The sequence below is a fragment of the Tessaracoccus flavescens genome (assembly GCF_001998865.1).
Classification (GTDB): Bacteria; Actinomycetota; Actinomycetes; order Propionibacteriales; family Propionibacteriaceae; genus Arachnia; species Arachnia flavescens.
Genome location: NZ_CP019607.1, coordinates 2,515,827 through 2,530,946 on the forward strand (window position 1 = coordinate 2,515,827; position 15,120 = coordinate 2,530,946).

The window sequence follows — 15,120 nt, forward strand, 5'->3', positions numbered from 1 at the left end:
CGAGAAGCGAAACCCCTTGTCAGCGGGTTTGTGCGCAATGCGGCCTGCTCAAGAAGTCGCCGTCAGGCGCGCGCCTGGTCACCAACCCGAGCACGGCGCCACGTCGGCGTCGCTCACCTTGCCGTCGATCACGTCGCAGATAGCCTGATCGATCACCTCGACCGCCCGATCGATCTGTTCAGGGCTGATCACCAGCGGGGGAGTGATCTCGAGCACGTTCTCGCCCACCGAGAAGACCGTGACGCCCAGCTGCCAGCAGCGGAAGACCAGTTTCCGGGTGAGGTCCGAGTCGACCTGGTTCGAGTCTCGATCGCGCACCAGTTCCAGCCCGATGCACAGGCCGTGCCCGCGCACGTCGCCGATCCGCTCGGCGCTGCGTCCACCTTCGATGCCCGCACCGTTCTGCAGCCCGCGCAGGCGTCCCATGAAGTGTTCGCCCAACTTGGCACACCGTGACGCATAGTCGCCGGAGACGAGCTCATCCAGCACCGCCAGCCCGGCGGCCGCGCAGATCGGGTTGCCGGCCATCGTCAGCAGCGCTGAGGCCGGAGGCGAGTCGAAGACCCAGGCCGGTCCGATCGCCGCGCTCAGCGGCAGCCCGCCGCCCAGCGACTTGCCCAGGCAGACGATGTCGGGGGTGATGCCCTCGAGCTCGTAGGTGTTGAACGCGCCCGGCCGGCACAGCCCCATCTTCACCTCATCGACCAGCAACAAGGTGTCGTAGCGCTGCACCAACTCGGCCAGCCGACTCAAGAAGCCCTCCGGTGGCACCACGAAACCGCCATCCGACAAGATCGGCTCGACCGCGACGCAGGCCACGTCGCCGCCCTGCAACGCCGCCTCGACCTGGGCGAGCGAATCGTCCACCGAGGCCTCGATGCTGCCGGCGTGCGGCCGGAAGGGATTCGGGTAGGGCACGAAGATGCCGTGCGGGTAGGGTGCCGCGCCGCCCTCGACCAGCACCCCGGAGACCGACTGGGCCAGCCCGAAACCGCCGTGGTACGAGTGCTCGAAGGCGACGATCGTCTGCTTGCCAGTCGCGGCGCGGGCGCAGCGCAGCGCCACATCGCAGGCGTCCGAGCCGGCCAGCCCCAGGTAGACGCGTCGGTCACCCTCGCCGTCCACCAGTTCGAGCAACCGCTCGCCGAGCCGCACCGCGGACTCGTGCATGATCGACAACCCGGCGCTGGGCGGGGCCTGGTAGGCCTGCGCCACCGCCTCGGCCACCCGCGGGTGCCCGTAGCCGAGCCCGGCGGCCGTCCAGGTCGAGGTCAGGTCGGCATAGGTCTTGCCCTCAAGATCGGTCAGTTCGGCGCCCTTGCCGGACGCCATCGTGGCCGGGAAGAAGCGCAACTTCTCCACGCCGGCGATGACGGCGGCGTCCCGGGCGATCAGTTCAGCGGTTCGATCAGTCATCTCGCAATATCCCCTTTGACAGGCATTGACGTGCGGAACAGTGGATAAACAGATCGGGCGGACAGCCGCTTGGCCACCCGCCCGAATCCGGCAGTATCAGCGGTTGGGTCGGTCCTCGGGGGTTTCGGGACGCGGCACCTGCTCGATGAACTTCTTGGCGATGTCGTTGCGGCGCATGAAGACCACGCCCTCCTGCTCCTTGGCCCAGGCGATGAACTCGGCCAGGCCGTGGGTGCGCGCTGGGTTGCCGGTGATGCGTGGGTGCAGGCCGATCGACATCATGCGGCCGCAGTCGTCGCCGTCGTCCAGCAGTTGCTGCACGGTGCGCTTGGCGATCTCGACGAAGTCGGACGGAGCGGCGAACCCGGTGCCCATGATGTAGCGGCAGTCGTTGACGACCAGCGAATAGGGGACGACCAGGTGCGACTTGCCGTCGATGAACGTCCAATACGGCAGGTCTTCACCGTAGTAGTCGGAGTCGTAGAGGAAGCGGCCGTCAGCGACCAGCAGTTCGCGGGTGTTGGTCGACATCTCGCGGCAGTACCAGCCCTCGGGCTTGAGCCCGAGCTTGTCGAAGGAATCCATCGCCATCTCGATGAGATCCCTCTCTTCCTCGCGCGTGTAGTGGTAGTGGTCGATCCAGCGGTAGCCGTGGCCGACCAGTTCGTCGCCCCGCTCGATGATCTTCTTCGCGACCTCAGGGTTGCGCTCGAGCGCCACCGCGGCGCCGAAGACCGTGATCGGGATGTCGTAGCGATCGAAGGTACGGAAGAGCCGCCAGATGCCGGCCCGCGAGCCGTACTCGTACATCGATTCTTTGGCCAGGTCGCGCTGCTCGTCCACGTTGAAGGGCAGCTCGTACATGCCGTCGTTGACGCCGTCGCCCATGGCGAACGTCATCTCGGAGCCCTCTTCGTAGTTGATCACGATGTTGATGGCGACCTTGGCGTCGTTCTCCCAGCGGATCTTCGGCGGGTTCGGCCCGTAGCCCCGGATCTCGCGGTCAGGCCCCGCCACACCGGGGATGTCGTCATTGCGGTACCAGTGGTTCTTGGCCACTTGCTCTTGGCTCGGCATTGTTGCGCGCTCCTTCATGCTGGCGAGCAGCCGGCCCGATCGTTCCCGGGCCCCGGCCGCGACGTCGTATGGTCGATCCGTCAAGCCTACCCGAGCCCTCCCCGGCTGGGCGAACGGCGATAGATTGTGGCCCATGTCACTGCCGTTGGTCGCCATCTTCTCCTTGGGCGGCACGATCTCGATGACCTCGCACGGCCGCGGTGAACCCGTCGTGCCGACACTGGGCGCCGACGAGCTCACCACCGCGCTGGGCCGCTACCTGCCAAAGATCGAGATCCGCAGGAGGACGCTGGCGAAGCTGGGTTCGCCGCAACTCGAGATCAGCCATGTGCGTCAGGTGTTCGCCGCGGCGCACGAGGCGATCGGGCAGGGTGCGGTCGGCGTGGTGATCGTGCAGGGCACCGACACCCTCGAAGAGAGCGCCTACCTGCTCGACCTGTGGTGGGATCGCCCCGAGCCACTGGTGATCACCGGCGCGATGCGCTACGCCGACGATGCCGGTTCCGAGGGGCTGGGTAATCTGGTGGCCGCGGTGCGGGTGGCCGTCGAGCCCGACCTGCGCGACAACGGCGTCCTGGTGGTCATGAACGACGAGGTGCACCTCGCCCAGCATGTCGCCAAGCAGGACGCGAACTCGCTGCAGGCCTTCACCTCGTCCTCGTGGGGCCAGATCGCCCGGCTGCTCGAGGGACGCGTCCACGTCGCCTACCGGCGCTCGCAGCGGATGGCGCCGTTGCCGGCACCCACCGACGAGCAGGTGCGAGTTCCGATAGTGATGGCGGGCCTAGCCGATGATGGACGCGCCCTCGACGCCATCATCGCCACCGGGCCGCGCGGCATCGTGCTCGCGGCGATGGGTTCGGGGCATGTCCCCGAATCGATGGCTGACGCGGCCGAACGCGCGGTCCAGGCCGGCATCCCGGTGGTCTTCGCGTCCCGCACCGGTGGCGGTTCGACCACCCAATCGTCCTACGGCTACCCGGGATCGGAGGTTGACCTGCTGAACCGCGGGTTGATCGGTGCGGGCTGGTTGGACGCCCTGAAGTCTCGACTGCTGCTCTATGCCCTACTCGCCTCCGGTTCTGGAACATCCAAAGTCAGAGCGGAATTCGAGCGTCGCTCACGTTGACCTGTGATCCAGATCCCATCATCTCGTTACCGTGTCGTAACCTTTGCAGGCGCGCGAGCCGGTAGCGTTTGTGCATCCTATAGGCGCCAAATGCGACCGCTTCGAGCTTCCCCTACAGGAGGTGTCCGCGGATGCGAAAGGAAGTGCAATGTCAAGCACTGTGGACGACCACACGCATGCTCAACATCACCATCAGGCCCCCGAGGTCGATGCGAGCAATGAAGAGTTCATGCTCGAGCCGGTACCCCGGGCGGCACGGCGCTCGTGGCTGTCGATGTTCGTCATCTGGGTCGGTTTCGGTTATGTGCCGACCGGTCTGATCGTCGGTGGCCAGTTGGCCGGCCAAGGTGGGGAGCCGGGCATGACCTGGCCGATGGCGCTCGGCACGATCATCGTTGGCCAGGGCTTCTTGGTCCTGCTCACCATTGCGCTGGGTGTCCCGGCGATGCGGGCGGGCCTCAACCTCTCGCTGATCTCGCGCTACTCGTACGGAAAGAAGGGCATCATCCTGCCGATGGTCATCATGGCCTTCCTGACGCTGGGCTGGTTCGCGTCCATCGTCGGCATGGTCGGTGACATCTTCGACGTGGCATTGGGTGATCTGACCGGCATCTACTTCAACGGACTGACGCTCGAATACATCCTGATCTCGATGTTCTGGGGCCTGGTCTTCACCTATTCGGCCTGGAAGGGCATCGTCGCGATCGAGCGCATCTCGGGTGCCGCGGCGCCGTTCATCCTTATCGTCGCGATCATCGCTGCGGTCATGATGGTCAGCGAATTCGGCGGCATGGGCAATGTGCTGGCCGAGGCCGCCACCAAGGAGGGCATGTCGCTCGGCACCGGTGTGACGATCATCGTCGGCGCCTGGATCGCGGGCGTGATCATGGGTGTCGACATCTTCCGCTATGCCCGGCAGGCGTCGCACGTGCTGATCGGCGCGGGTGCCTGCTTCATCCTGACCAACCCGCTGCTGAACCTCATCGGGTACACCGGCTCGATCGCCACCGGCGACTCGAACTTCATCTCGTGGATGGTCACCAAGGGCGTCGTGCTGACGATCCTCGGCGTGGTGCTGTGGGTGCTGGCGCTTTGGACGACCAACATGAGCGAGCTCTACTGCAACGCGCTCTACCTCGGCCCGGCCGCGAATGCCGTTGGTATCCGGCTGCCGCGCGGCAAGATCGTCATCGTCGTCGGCATCATCGGCTCGATCCTGGGTGCGTTCGGCTTCTACTCGTACTTCTTCGCCGACTTCATCACGATCCTCGGTGCGGCCTTCGTGCCGCTGGCCGGCCCGATCCTGGCCGACTACTACGTGGTTCGCAAGCGCGAGTACTCGACAGGTGCGCCGGACGACCTGCCGAACGTGCGGCTGCCCGGCATCATCTCGTTCATCGTGGGCGCGATCCTGGGCATCGTCTTCCAGTACTTCCTGCCGCTGCCGTTCGACTTCCCGGCCGGTATCGGTGCGCTGATCATCACCTTCGTGCTGCACATCGTGCTGTCGAAGGCGCTGGCCGCCCGTCCCGAGCAGGCCATCGTCGAGACCCCCGGCTACCACGCGCAGATGGAGACCGAGGTCACCGTCTGACCGCTTCGCCGACCGACCGCGGTGCACTGGGATTCCGGTGCACCGCGGTCGTTTCATGTGTGCACAATGGTGCGCACCCGCGGCTCTTGTGGACGCTCGGCAGCGCGTCCTAGAGTTGCATCTGACGCGGGCCCGACGGGCGTTTTAGCCCTCTTTCCCAGGTCTCCTGGCCACCGCCAGCCCGCGGCGCAAAGTGCGCTGAGTCGTCCCAGGAGAATGCAATGTGGATATCGGACCGTCGGCTGCTGCTCGTCCATGATCGAGCCGAGGAACCCCCGCCGCGCTGAGCAGCCCGCGCGGCCGCCGGCCCGAGCCCAGTAGACCCACCCCCAGTACCGCATTCACACATCCTTTGATCACCGTGGGGGTTGGTCATGTCCGAAAACTGGCTCTTCGCGAACGAGGGTGCCCGAGCAAGACGGTTGACGCCCAACTCTCTAGCGCGACTAGGCGCAGCTCGAGTGGTCGGCGGCATAAGTGAAAAATCTGGCGAAGGTAGGTCGGCGCTGCCTACACTCCCCGCCATGACTGTGTCCGTTCACCGGGTGTCCCCAGCTGACTGGCCGATGTACCGAGATGCACGGCTGGCGTCACTGCGAGACGCCGCTCCAGTAAGGGGGAGGCGTACATCCCTGCGGGCCCGTCACCTTTTCCGTGGATGCGGCCTGATCACCGTCAGAGGCCCCTCATCCTCGGTGGGCGGCTGAAAGCCGTCAACGTAGGAGGCGGCGATCTCGGGGTCGAGGGTGTAGTCGTCCCCGTGCCCCAGGACCCGCGCCTCGACACGCCGCAGGCACGTCTGCCGGTCCGTCGCCAGGTAGATCGTCTCCGGCACAACACCCAGCGGCTCGAGGAGCGCGCGCCAGTCCTGGCGCATCGCGCGCGACCAGAACGAGAAGTCGAGCACAGCGTCACGCCCCTGATCGACGAGCTCGATCAGGCGATGTCGCAGCAAAGCATCGATCGCTGCATGATCGGCGGCCTCCAGAGGCATCGACCGCAGGCCCCGGTCCCACGCCTCCTGGTCGAAGGACAGTCGCACGAATCCGTCCTCCTCGAGGGAGCGCGCCACCGTGGACTTCCCCGAACCCGCCGGGCCGCACATGAAGATGACGCGAGGCATGATCACGAGCCTACGGGAGACCCCCGCGGGACGGCAGTGGCTATGTCTTCCCGGCTCTCTGAGGCCCAGCTACGGTGCGGGCATGACCCATCTGGCTCTGGATGATCGCCTCACCCTCAAGCGCGATGGCTGGGATGCGCTGTGCGCGTCGCGCGACAGCGAGTTCTACGGGGGTCTCATGACCGCCGATGCCCTGATGATCCTCGTGGACGGCTCGATGTTGGATCGCGACGCTGTCGTGCAGTCGCTCAACCATGCACCCGCTATGAGCTCTCCGAGTCGAGGCTGGTCGGCCTCGGCGACCATGCGGCGGCGCTCACGTACCGGGTGTCGATTCGACTGCGACGACCTCTGTCTCAGTAACCGACACGGGGGGCTCCTGTCACGACGAGGCGGGACGGGCTCAAGGGAGACTCCTTCATGGGTTGGGAGGCCTGTCGCTGGGCCATCAGGGCGACGACGCCGCCGAGGGCGCCTGCCTCGTCGCCGAGCTGGGCGCGGCGGACGGGGATGTTCTGTGAGGCGAGCACGCCCGGCAGCATCGCCGCCTGGACGCGCTCAGTGAAGTCGGGGAGCAGGTGGGGCACCTCACCCGCGAGCACGACCTCGCCCGGGTCGGCAACCAGGACGGCCAGCGCGAGCACGGTGCCGACTTGTTCGGCCGCGAGGTGCAGCAGCGAAACGGCAGCCTCGTCGCCGGCGAGGGCGGCTGCCTCGAAGTCGGCCTTGTCTCCGAAGCCGCCGGCCTCGGACCAGGCCTTTGCGAGGGCGTCGATAGAGGCGAGCGTCTCCAGGCAGCCGGAGCGTTCGCAGCGACACGGCAGCGCGTCGGGGCCGCGGTCGACCGTGAAGTGGCCGATCTCACCCCGCCTGCTCGTGGGCACCCGTCGCGACGGAACCGGAGGTGATCACGGCCCCGCCGATGCCGCTCGACATGCGGAGGTAGACGAGGTTCTGCAGGGCGGTGGAGCGACCGACGGAGGCGTCGGCGAGGGCGGCGAAGCGGATGTGGTGGTCGACAACGACCGGGACGCCGAACTCCTGGCTGAACAGCTCGCGGATCCGGGCGCTCACCATGTGGAACGGTTCGGCGCGGACGGCGTCGGGAAGCCCGGAGTCCCAGGTGGCCGAGTTCGGGCCGGGCAGCCCGATCGAGACGCTGCTGAGCGAGCCGAAGTGGATGTCTTCGCTCTGCATGCTCTGCACGAGGTCGATCCCGGCGCGGCAGCGCTTCTCCCAGCCGTCATCGCGGGAGTAGGTGACCGAGTCCTTGGCGATGACCTGGCCGGTCGAGTTGGCGATGCAGGCCACCACCCTGGTGTGGGAGTAGTCGACGCCGATGTAGCGCACGGCCCCGGGATGGGCGCACAGCACCTCGGCGGGACGACCGCGTCCGCCGTGCCGCTGCACCTGGGACACCACGACGGCGCCCTCTTCCTGGAGTTCGGTGAGCACCTCGGAGATCGTCGATCGGGTGATGCCGAGCTGGGCGGCGATCTGGCCCCGGGTGAGGTGCACCCCGGAGTGCAGGAGACCGAGCACGGCCACGCGGTGCTGCTCTCTGGCGTTCCTCTGCGAATCCATGGGGGACAGCCAAGCCACCCGCTTTTTTTCCGTCAACACTGCGACAAAAAGAAATGTTCAGACGTCATATTTTCGTGATGAGCGCGACGATTTGAGCGTGACAATCGGCCTGTAGCGAACGTAGGGCGCCTGAATGCGCACCGTGGATGAGCGTTCCACGCGGCGCCCACGCTGTGTGGGGCGGTCGCGGACGCCTTTTGAGGTCGAGATGGACTCGGCCGTTGAGCGCGCACAATGTGTCGTGAACCACCCGCGTGTGCCCGGACGGGAGCTGACGGCCACTCGAATATTGTCCAACGGTGCAACCGGCGCTGACTGCGGGCGCAGCGTCGTGGTGGGACGGTGGAGCCCTTCTCTGAAAGGGCCGACCGTGACGCGCAAGCTGTACACCGGGCCGATCGTCGACGTCTCCTTCGACCTCGAGGTCTGCCAGCACTCCGCTGTGTACGGGGCATGCCGGAGGTGTTCGACACCTCGGCCCGGCCCTGGGTCGACAGCGGCGCCGCGGACACCCGGAGGCGGCCGACCGGCTGCGCGCCGTCATCGCGACCTGCCCCTCCGGGGCGCTGGAGATCGTCGAGCACCAGGGCTGACGATCCGGACCACGCCTCCCGGCGCTCCCGGTCCGGGGTTGGGTCAGTTCTCCTCGAGCAGATCCGTCACGAGCGCCGCGATGGGCGAGCGCTCCGAGCGGGTGAGGGTGACGTGCGCGAAGAGGGGGTTTCCCTTCAGTTTCTCAACCACCGCGACGATGCCGTCGTGGCGCCCGACGCGCAGGTTGTCCCGCTGGGCGACGTCGTGGGTGAGCACCACGCGCGAGTTCTGGCCGATGCGCGAGAGCACGGTCAGCAGGACGTTGCGCTCGAGCGATTGGGCCTCGTCGACAATCACGAAGGCGTCGTGCAGCGACCGGCCGCGGATGTGGGTCAACGGCAGCACCTCGATCATCTCCTGCGCGAGCAGTTCCTCGATCACGTACTTGTTGGTCACCGCGGAGAGGGTGTCGAACACCGCCTCGCCCCATGGCTGCATCTTCTCCGTCGAGGTGCCGGGGAGGTAGCCGAGATCCTGCCCGCCAACCGGATACAACGGGCGGAAGACCATCACCTTCGAGTACTTGCGCTGCTCGAGGGTCGCCTCGAGGCCCGCGCACAGCGCGAGCGCCGACTTGCCCGTGCCTGCCCGACCGCCGAGCGAGACGATGCCGACGGAGTCGTCCATCAGCAGGTCGAGCGCGACCCGTTGCTCGGCCGAACGGCCGCGGATGCCGAAGACCTCACGGTCCTGCTTGATCAGGCTGACCGTGCCGCCCGGCGTCACCCGACCCAGCGCGCTCGAGCCCGGCGCATGCAGCACGACGCCCGAGTTGACAGGGGCTGCGGTGTCGAGTTCGATGCGGACCTGTTCGTAGAGCCTCGACACCTCGTCGCTACCGACGTTGACCTCCGCCATGCCCGTGTACCCGGTCTGCGTCGGCATCTCGTTGCGGTACTCTTCGGCGGCCAGGCCGACCGCTGATGCCTTGACCCGCAGGGGGAGGTCCTTGGAGACGAGCACGACGTCGTGACCCTCGTTGGCGTAGTTGAGCGCGACGGCGAGGATGCGGGTGTCGTTGTCCCCGAGCCGGAATCCGAGGGGGAGCGCCTCCTGGCTGGTGTGGTTCAGTTCGACACGAAGGTTTCCGCCCTGGTCGTTGATCGCCAGCGGGGTGTCCAGCCGGCCGTGTTCCGCGCGCAGGTCGTCGAGCAGCCGAAGCGCGGAGCGGGCGAAGTAGCCGAGCTCGGGGTGGTGGCGTTTCGCCTCGAGTTCGGTGATCACCGCGATGGGCAGCACGACGTTGTGTTCCGCGAAGCGCAGCATGGCGCGTGGGTCGGACAGGAGCACCGAGGTGTCGACGACGTAGGTGCGGATCGCGGTGTCGTCGGGGACGACGGTCGAGGTGGCCTGCTGGTCGGACGCGTTGAGCACTGTTGCTCCCTCCCCGGGGGCGGTGCTTGGTCCGGCCCCGAGCTGATCGGTCAGGGGACCTGGGTGGCGGTGATGGAGTACGTCTCCATGGCGAGACGATAACCCGCCCGTCGCGGATTTCGTGGCAGAATCACACGATTGTCATTTGGCGTTAACTTGCGTGTCGGAGGCGACGCGTGGGTGGGTCGTCACGTCGAGATCAGGCTCGACGGCGGGCGTCGGGCTCGGGTCAGGGGCGGTTGATCAGGCGCAGCCCGACGCGGATGTCGTGGCCGTCGCGTGCGATCGAGCGGTAGACCTGGGCGCGGGCCTGCGACATGACGGGGGTCTTCGGGTCGAGGACCGAGAGGTAGACCTCGTGTTCGGCGAGCGAGTTGATCGCCGCCTGCACGTCCTCGTCGCTCACGTCGACGTGGTGCGTCGGCTCCGGTCCGTTCTCGAAGAGCCAGGCGTTCGTGACGATGTCGGCGACGGCGTCACCGACGGCGATGTGGTCGGCCTGGTTGGGCAGCCCAGGTCCCCACTCGGGGCCGCGGTAGAGGCTGATCACCAGTTCGGCGGGGTGTCGCCGCACAGCCGCCGCGATGGCTTCGCGCAGTTCCTCGGGGTGCTCGGCGAGACGGCTGTCCGGCAGGCCCAGAAACTCGATGTCCTTGACGCCGACCTGCAGCCCGGCGCGGATCTGTTCCTGTTCCCGGAGGGGGCCGGCCTCGTCCGGCGGCATCCCCTCGATGCCCGCCTCGCCGCTGGTCGCCAGCACGTAGGTGACGTGCTTGCCCTGCCTCGTCCACTTGGACACGGCGGGGGCGAGGCCGTACTCGGGGTCGTCGGGGTGCGCCACGATGATGAGGGCGCGCTGCCAGTCGGTGGGAAATGCCATCGTCATGCTGGCGATGCTAGCCGCCCGCGGCTACGCGCAGTGGGTAATCGGTCGGGTTGCTCAGCCGAAGACGGCGAAGCCGATCGCGAGTGCGTGCAGCACCGCCGCGATGATGGTGCAGCTGTGGAACACCTCGTGGAAACCGAACCAGCGCAGCGACAGTCGGGGCTTCTTCGTGGCGTAGGCGAGCGCACCGAGCGAGTAGACGAGGCCGCCTGCGACGAGCAGCACGACGACGGCCGGGCCACCGTTGGTCCAGAACTGGTTCATCCAGCCGACGGCCGCCCAGCCCATTGCGACGTAGAGCAGCGTGTAGAGCCAGCGCGGTGCGCTGAGCCAGGTGGTGCGGAAGATGACCCCGAGGATCGCGACCGACCAGATCAGGATCAGCAGCGACCATCGGGAGGCGCCGTCCAGGAGCGTGAGGGTCAGTGGGGTGTAGGTGCCCGCGATGAACACGAAGATGTTCGAGTGGTCGATGCGCCGGAAGATCGCCAGCCCCCGGTCGGACCAGTTGCCGCGGTGGTAGGCGGCGCTGGTGCCGAACAGTTGCACGGCGGTGAGTGTGTAGACGGCGCAGCCGATGCGACCCTCGACGGTGGGCGCGAGCGCGGTGAACACGAGGCCGGCGATGAAGATCACCGGCGCCATCCCGAGGTGCAGCCAGCCGCGCATCATCGGCTTGAGCGGTGTGGTCGGTTCAGGGGTGGGGGTCAGGTCTGCCTGGTCCATCGTCAAGGTGCTCACCTCCCTACGCTTCCGTAACCTACGCTTCCGTAGGTTAGTCGCTGCGGCCGCAGATTCCAAGCCCTCGGTCGCACGGTGCTTGGCTCCCACCCGCGACGTTGTCGCGCAACCGCCGTCGTCGTTGTCGAGCGGGCCTCCTGCGGGCGCGTGCCGCCTCCTGCCACTAAGCTGCGTGGCATGTCTTGGTGGAGCCGAGTGGTCGAGCGACACTGGCCGCCGCGGTGGCTCTACACCACCTACGAGCGGCTGGTGCTCGACGCGCTCGACCGTGACTCGCTCCCACAGCATGTCGCCGTGCTGGCCGACGGGAACCGGCGTTGGGCCCGGCTCAACGCGCCGGGCCAGCCGCTCGTGGCGGGGTACCGCGCAGGGGCGGCACGGCTGATGGAGTTCGTCGAATGGTGCGACGAGGCCGACCTCCAGGTCGTCACACTCTGGGTGCTCAGCACCGACAACCTGAAGCGCAGCGACGACGATGAGCTCTCCCCGCTGCTCGCCGTGATCGAGCAGCTTGTTCGCGAGCTCGCGGCGACGGGGCGGTGGCGCGTGCAGGCCGTCGGATCGCTGGAACTGCTTCCCGACGAGATGGTGGAGTCGTTGAAGGCGTCCTCCGCGTCGACGGACGGCACGCAGGGCATGCAGGTCAACGTCGCGATCGCCTACGGTGGGAGGCAGGAACTGCGCGACGCCGTCCGGTCACTGCTGTCGGCCCGCGCCGAGGAGGGCGCGACGCTTGCGGAGGTGGCCCAGACGCTGGAGATCGAGCAGATCTCGGAACACCTCTACACGAAGGGGCAGCCCGATCCGGACCTGATCATCCGCACCTCGGGGGAGCAGCGGCTCTCGGGCTTCCTGCTGTGGCAGTCGGCGCACAGCGAGTTCTACTTCTGTGAGGCGCTGTGGCCCGACTTCCGTCGGGTCGACTTCGTCCGCGCGCTGCGCTCCTACGCCCAGCGGGAGCGTCGCTTCGGCCGCTGAGCCCCAGTTCCTCCACCTGCGGCGGCTGCCCGGACCGGCGGTGGGATCCCGGTCGTTCGGAGGCCTGCCGCGCTGCGGATACGATGGCACCCATGGCAGCGCACAACCCGAACTCCAGGTCGCGGGACATGATCATCTCGATGGCCGTCATCCTGGTGCCGGTGCTCCTGCTCGTACTGTTCTACGCCCGGCCCGGCGACCAGAAGGTCGAAGAGGTGTCGGTGGCCGAGACGTTCGAGGTCGCCCGCGCCCAGTCACCCTATGCGCTGCTGCAGGCTGAGGGGCTCGGCGAGGGCTGGTCGCCGGTGCGCGTCGCCTGGGCGCTCGACGGCAACCCCTGGATCACGAACGAGCCTGCCGAAGGGGACTCCTGGCAGGTCGGCTACATGTCGCCCGACGGCGTCTACCACGGCGTCCAGCAGCGCAACGACAACGAGGCGCGCTTCATCGACACCACGACCCGCCAGGGACGGGCCGTCGGCGGTGAGGTCGAGTTCGCCGGACGGACGTGGAATCGTTACGAGAGCGAGGACGGCCGCACCCGCAGCCTCGTCAGCGAGGGCGACGAGGACGTGGCGATCGTCACGGCCGATGCCGACTTCATCGAACTTGAGGCCTTCGCCGCGAGCCTTGTCGAGGTGGCACCCGGCTCCGAGTGAGCGGCCGCAGGCGCCGTGGCGTCGACGAGGTCGCTGCGGGCTCCATTTCAGGTCTCGGCCCCAGGCCTGGACCGCAGGTTCGCTTCGATCTTGGGGCCCCGTCGCGTGGGTTCAGCCGCGCAGATCCGCTTCGGCCCCTCCAGCCGCCTCGTGGAACGAGCAGGCCAAGCGCGATTCTCTGCCGGTGTGAGGGCGTGTGCCGCCGGGGATCTGGTACTGCGATGCGTGCCTGGGGCGGCGCGGAGACAGCGGAGCGGTCGCGCGCTACAGCCCGACGCGCCCGCCCTCGGGTCACCGTTCGGGGTCGTCCTCGACCACCCGCGACTTCGCCACCTGTTCGAGCGCCCCGTCGAGGAACCTCTGGCACAGCGCCGCCAGTTCCTCGCCCCGCTGCCAGAGCGCCATCGAGTCGGCGAGCGAGACCCCGCCTGACTCCAGCTTGGTGACGACCTGCATCAGCTCCTCGCGCGCCTCCTCGTAGGTCGGCTCCTTTGCGGCCCTCTGCTCAGCCATGCTGCTCCTTCGTGCTTGGCTCGACGACGTCGAGGGTGAGCTCTCCATCGGCGAGGTAGGCGTGGATGCGGTCGCCGGGGGCGACGTCGGACACGCTTGCGATGGACTCGTGCTCGTCGCTGACCAGGACGGCGTAGCCCCGCTCGAGCGTGCGTTTGGGAGAGAGCGCCCGGATGGTGCTGACGGCCGCCCTCAGGTCGGACTGTTCGCTGCGCAGCCGGCGCTCGATCGCGCCGTCCAGTCGGTGCCGCAGGAGGTCGAGACGCTCGAAGTGGGCGACGAACGCCGACGTGGGATCCACCATCACCGGGCGGGACCGGACGGTGTCGAGCAGGTGCTGCTCGCGGGCGAGTTGGGCGTCGATCGCACGCCTCAGCCGCGCAAGGGACTGCGCGACGTGGGCGGCCTCGACGGCGCGGTCGGGGACGACTCGCTTGGCGGCGTCGGTGGGGGTGGAGGCACGGACATCGGCCACGAAGTCGACCAGCGGGAAGTCGCGCTCGTGGCCGATCGCGGAGATCACGGGCGTCCGTGCGGCCGCGACGGCACGGACCACACCCTCGTCGGAGAACGACAGCAGGTCCTCCAGCGAGCCGCCGCCACGGGCGAGGATGATCACGTCGACCTCAGGGTCGGCGTCGAGGGCGGCGAGCGCGGTCATCACCGACTCGGCGGAGTTGACCCCCTGGACGAGCGCGTACCGGGTCCGGATCACGGCGGCGGGCCAGCGGCGCCCGACGTTGGTGACGACGTCGCGTTCGGCATCGGAGTCGCGCCCGGTGACGAGCCCGATCATCCGGGGAAGGGCCGGGATCTGGCGCTTGCGGTACTCGTCGAAGAGGCCCTCGGCCTGGAGCTTGCGCTTGAGCTGCTCGAGTTGGGCGAGCAGCCTGCCCTCGCCTGCGACGTGGAGTTCGAGGCATTCGAAGCTGATGCTCGTGTTGCGGTCCCAGACGCGCGGGCGGATCCGGGCCGTCACGCGCGAGCCCTCCGGCAGCGGGCCGACGGCGTCGAGGACGAGGGTCGAGACGGTGACGCTTGCCGACATGTTGGCCATCCGGTCACGGAAGGTCATGAACTGGGTCGCCCCGCTGCGGCGCTTGATCTCGACCACCTGCGCGTCGACCCACACCTCGCCGAGCCGGCCCACCCAGTCCTTGACGGCGCCGATCACGCGCCCCAGTGGCTGGGGCGAGTCCTGGGATGAGTTCAGCGCCATGGGTCGACCTTAGTGGCCGACGCTGACAGGCGGCCAAGCGCTGGACGGGTAGTTCTCCGCAGGATCCTCGGCAGGGTGGCATCGTCGGATGCCGCAGGCGATGGTCGGCGCGACAACCCGACCGGCTCATCGGGTCGGTCGACTGCACGGTCGGTTGTCGGCGGGACAGCACGTCCGGGTCGTCGGGAGGGCGCCCCGGGCTGCGTCGTCGCCGAGGTCGAAAAGGGCTTCGG

At 67.8% G+C, this 15,120-nt stretch carries 15 protein-coding genes; 5 read left to right on the plus strand and 10 right to left on the minus strand.

The features are described from left to right. Nucleotides 1–78: 78 nt before the first annotated feature. Nucleotides 79–1,416 (minus strand): aspartate aminotransferase family protein, encoded by a 1,338-nt coding sequence (locus tag BW733_RS12040; RefSeq protein ID WP_077350777.1) that lies wholly within the window; start codon nt 1,414–1,416, stop codon nt 79–81. 96 nt (nt 1,417–1,512) lie between these two features. Further along, nucleotides 1,513–2,493, minus strand: a complete 981-nt coding sequence (locus BW733_RS12045) for a polysaccharide deacetylase family protein (RefSeq protein ID WP_152024693.1) — start codon at nt 2,491–2,493, stop codon at nt 1,513–1,515. A gap of 133 nt (nt 2,494–2,626) precedes the next feature. Between BW733_RS12045 and BW733_RS12050 the strand changes: the two genes are divergently transcribed. Beyond that, entirely contained in the window at nt 2,627–3,622 is a 996-nt protein-coding gene (locus BW733_RS12050) for an asparaginase (RefSeq protein ID WP_161490222.1), read from the plus strand. Between the two features lie 43 nt (nt 3,623–3,665). Then, nucleotides 3,666–5,216, plus strand: coding sequence for a purine-cytosine permease family protein (locus BW733_RS12055; protein WP_202970195.1), 1,551 nt, complete (start codon nt 3,666–3,668; stop codon nt 5,214–5,216). A gap of 643 nt (nt 5,217–5,859) precedes the next feature. Here BW733_RS12055 and BW733_RS12060 read toward each other — a convergent pair. The 3 genes from BW733_RS12060 to BW733_RS12070 form a co-directional block, all read right to left on the minus strand. Further along, nucleotides 5,860–6,339, minus strand: coding sequence for a P-loop nucleotide/nucleoside kinase family protein (locus BW733_RS12060; protein WP_202970196.1), 480 nt, complete (start codon nt 6,337–6,339; stop codon nt 5,860–5,862). Nucleotides 6,340–6,695: 356 nt separating this feature from the next. Continuing rightward, nucleotides 6,696–7,223 (minus strand): ROK family protein, encoded by a 528-nt coding sequence (locus BW733_RS12065; protein WP_077350783.1) that lies wholly within the window; start codon nt 7,221–7,223, stop codon nt 6,696–6,698. Next, on the minus strand, nt 7,201–7,923 hold the full coding sequence (locus BW733_RS12070; protein WP_077350784.1) for an ROK family transcriptional regulator: 723 nt from the start codon (nt 7,921–7,923) through the stop codon (nt 7,201–7,203). The genes BW733_RS12065 and BW733_RS12070 overlap by 23 nt, the downstream gene beginning before the upstream one ends. A gap of 485 nt (nt 7,924–8,408) precedes the next feature. Here BW733_RS12070 and BW733_RS19885 point away from each other — a divergent pair, with 485 nt between their 5' ends. Continuing rightward, a complete protein-coding gene (locus BW733_RS19885; protein ID WP_335755097.1) occupies nt 8,409–8,516 on the plus strand; it encodes a (4Fe-4S)-binding protein in 108 nt (35 codons plus the stop codon). A gap of 43 nt (nt 8,517–8,559) precedes the next feature. On the opposite strand, the gene phoH2 is transcribed toward BW733_RS19885, so the two are convergent. The 3 genes from phoH2 to trhA form a co-directional block, all read right to left on the minus strand. Further along, on the minus strand, nt 8,560–9,783 hold the full coding sequence (gene phoH2 / locus BW733_RS12080) for an RNA 5'-3' helicase PhoH2 (RefSeq protein ID WP_237268406.1): 1,224 nt from the start codon (nt 9,781–9,783) through the stop codon (nt 8,560–8,562). Between the two features lie 337 nt (nt 9,784–10,120). Beyond that, complete coding sequence (locus tag BW733_RS12085; RefSeq protein ID WP_077350788.1) at nt 10,121–10,777, minus strand: PIG-L deacetylase family protein; 657 nt, start codon at nt 10,775–10,777, stop codon at nt 10,121–10,123. Nucleotides 10,778–10,831: 54 nt separating this feature from the next. Beyond that, nucleotides 10,832–11,503, minus strand: coding sequence for a PAQR family membrane homeostasis protein TrhA (gene trhA / locus BW733_RS12090; protein ID WP_077350790.1), 672 nt, complete (start codon nt 11,501–11,503; stop codon nt 10,832–10,834). 192 nt (nt 11,504–11,695) lie between these two features. Between trhA and BW733_RS12095 the strand changes: the two genes are divergently transcribed. Together BW733_RS12095 and BW733_RS12100 are read left to right on the plus strand one after the other, a co-directional pair. Then, nucleotides 11,696–12,496: an isoprenyl transferase gene (locus BW733_RS12095; RefSeq protein ID WP_077350792.1), complete on the plus strand. Its 801-nt coding sequence runs from the start codon at nt 11,696–11,698 to the stop codon at nt 12,494–12,496. A 92-nt stretch (nt 12,497–12,588) separates the two neighbouring features. Continuing rightward, nucleotides 12,589–13,155 carry a DUF4245 domain-containing protein gene (locus BW733_RS12100; protein WP_161490223.1) on the plus strand — a complete coding sequence of 189 codons (567 nt, stop codon included), beginning with the start codon at nt 12,589–12,591 and terminating at the stop codon, nt 13,153–13,155. 291 nt (nt 13,156–13,446) lie between these two features. On the opposite strand, the gene BW733_RS12105 is transcribed toward BW733_RS12100, so the two are convergent. Next, nucleotides 13,447–13,668, minus strand: coding sequence for an exodeoxyribonuclease VII small subunit (locus tag BW733_RS12105; RefSeq protein WP_077350796.1), 222 nt, complete (start codon nt 13,666–13,668; stop codon nt 13,447–13,449). Further along, nucleotides 13,661–14,887, minus strand: a complete 1,227-nt coding sequence (gene xseA / locus BW733_RS12110) for an exodeoxyribonuclease VII large subunit (RefSeq protein ID WP_077350798.1) — start codon at nt 14,885–14,887, stop codon at nt 13,661–13,663. Before xseA ends, BW733_RS12105 begins: the two co-directional genes overlap by 8 nt. Between the last annotated feature and the right edge of the window lie 233 nt (nt 14,888–15,120).

What these genes read in the sequence shown, in the direction of transcription:
- trhA (WP_077350790.1), bottom strand. Translation starts at nt 11,503, where the DNA reads ATGGACCAGGCAGACCTGACCCCCACCCCTGAACCGACCACACCGCTC.
- BW733_RS12070 (WP_077350784.1), bottom strand. Translation starts at nt 7,923, where the DNA reads ATGGATTCGCAGAGGAACGCCAGAGAGCAGCACCGCGTGGCCGTGCTC.
- BW733_RS12045 (WP_152024693.1), bottom strand. Translation starts at nt 2,493, where the DNA reads ATGCCGAGCCAAGAGCAAGTGGCCAAGAACCACTGGTACCGCAATGAC.
- BW733_RS12105 (WP_077350796.1), bottom strand. Translation starts at nt 13,668, where the DNA reads ATGGCTGAGCAGAGGGCCGCAAAGGAGCCGACCTACGAGGAGGCGCGC.
- phoH2 (WP_237268406.1), bottom strand. Translation starts at nt 9,783, where the DNA reads ATGCTGCGCTTCGCGGAACACAACGTCGTGCTGCCCATCGCGGTGATC.
- xseA (WP_077350798.1), bottom strand. Translation starts at nt 14,887, where the DNA reads ATGGCGCTGAACTCATCCCAGGACTCGCCCCAGCCACTGGGGCGCGTG.
- BW733_RS12095 (WP_077350792.1), top strand. Translation starts at nt 11,696, where the DNA reads ATGTCTTGGTGGAGCCGAGTGGTCGAGCGACACTGGCCGCCGCGGTGG.
- BW733_RS12040 (WP_077350777.1), bottom strand. Translation starts at nt 1,416, where the DNA reads ATGACTGATCGAACCGCTGAACTGATCGCCCGGGACGCCGCCGTCATC.
- BW733_RS12085 (WP_077350788.1), bottom strand. Translation starts at nt 10,777, where the DNA reads ATGACGATGGCATTTCCCACCGACTGGCAGCGCGCCCTCATCATCGTG.
- BW733_RS12050 (WP_161490222.1), top strand. Translation starts at nt 2,627, where the DNA reads ATGTCACTGCCGTTGGTCGCCATCTTCTCCTTGGGCGGCACGATCTCG.
- BW733_RS12060 (WP_202970196.1), bottom strand. Translation starts at nt 6,339, where the DNA reads ATGCCTCGCGTCATCTTCATGTGCGGCCCGGCGGGTTCGGGGAAGTCC.
- BW733_RS12100 (WP_161490223.1), top strand. Translation starts at nt 12,589, where the DNA reads ATGGCAGCGCACAACCCGAACTCCAGGTCGCGGGACATGATCATCTCG.